The organism is Flavihumibacter sp. CACIAM 22H1 (assembly GCF_001601815.1).
GTDB lineage: Bacteria > Bacteroidota > Bacteroidia > Chitinophagales > Chitinophagaceae > Flavihumibacter.
In genome coordinates this window covers 38,257-39,483 of record NZ_LUKG01000033.1, presented here as the reverse complement: position 1 = coordinate 39,483, position 1,227 = coordinate 38,257, and the positions used below count along the sequence as shown (strand labels likewise).

2 protein-coding genes are annotated in these 1,227 nt (G+C 42.9%); one reads left to right on the top strand and one right to left on the bottom strand.

Annotation, left to right across the window (positions count from 1 at the left end; genetic code table 11):
• Window positions 1-647, bottom strand: a 647-nt coding sequence (locus A1D16_RS10950) for a hypothetical protein (protein ID WP_290709404.1), incomplete at its 3' end; no start/stop codon positions are given.
• Window positions 648-691: 44 nt separating this feature from the next.
• On the opposite strand from A1D16_RS10950, the gene A1D16_RS10945 reads away from it, so the two are divergent.
• A partial coding sequence (locus A1D16_RS10945) for a hypothetical protein (RefSeq protein WP_290709403.1) occupies window positions 692-1,227 on the top strand: 536 nt, incomplete at its 3' end.

The following is a 1,227-nucleotide window of genomic DNA, read 5'->3' as shown; positions in this document are numbered from 1 at the left end:
TCTCGAACCTTTACTTTTTTCTTACCGGCATTCTTTTTTTCAAATTCCAATACTTCTTTGGGTTTAGCTATTTTTTTAGCTCCCATAGAAAGTGTATCTGTTCCTAAACTGGCCGGATTGTTATTTTTGTCAATTTTTCCCAGTGTATAGGTTTCCGTTTTTACGATAAGGCCGGATCCCGGATCAAAATAATTCCAGGTACCGTGTTTAACGGAAGCTCCTTCATTTTTTACGATCACCTGTTTAAAATTTCCGGGTAAAACAACATCTTCTACGTCAATGGTATCGTATAATTTATCCGGGTTAAAGGCCCTCCAGGATTCTTCCCGGAATACCATTCCCGCATTATTGAAGTATTGCGATTTACCATCCAGGAATCCCCATCGATAATTTTCGATGGCCATCAGATCGCCCATAAGGCTGTATTTCCGCCAAACACCTTCTTTACGATCGTCGATATATTCACCCTCTTCTTCATAACCGCGTTCTCCCCGGATGGTTTCATACCGATGAACCCAGGGGCCCTGTTTTTTTCCCTGCATATCAATACGGTTGAGGGTATCCCCTTTTACGCCAATCATATAATCTTTTAACTGTGCAGCTGCAGGCACAGAAATAAAGAGGGCTATGATCAAAATCCAACGCATAGTTGTTATGTTTGATTTTTAACAAGAACGAAATTCCGATTCAGATGGTATCTCTCCGATCGTTAATATGTCCCAATAAATATGCCGGATTAGGACTTCTCCTGCTGGTTGCCCAAAGCTATGCACAAATTCGTCCAAGTTCGGGTGATGAACGTCTTAAAGCTTTGCAAAAGCACCAGGAAAATCGCCGCAATTCGCCACTAAAAGAGGTTTCTTTCCGGAATATCGGACCGTCCATTATGGGAGGAAGGGTTATTGATATAGAAGTAAATCCAGCAGATCCTACCGAATTCTACCTGGCATATGCTACCGGCGGATTGTGGCATACTAAAAATAATGGGCAATCCTTTGAGCCGATTTTTGACTCGGAAATGGTAATTGGGATCGGGGATATTGCTATTAACTGGAGCAGTCAACCGCGTACAATATGGCTGGGTACGGGAGAAGTGAACAGCAGCCGGTCTACCTATGCAGGCATTGGCATGTATAAGTCAACCGATAATGGCAAAAGCTGGAACTACCTTGGTTTGTCGGATGCACACCATATCGGTGAAGTAACCCTTCACCCAAAGGATTCTCT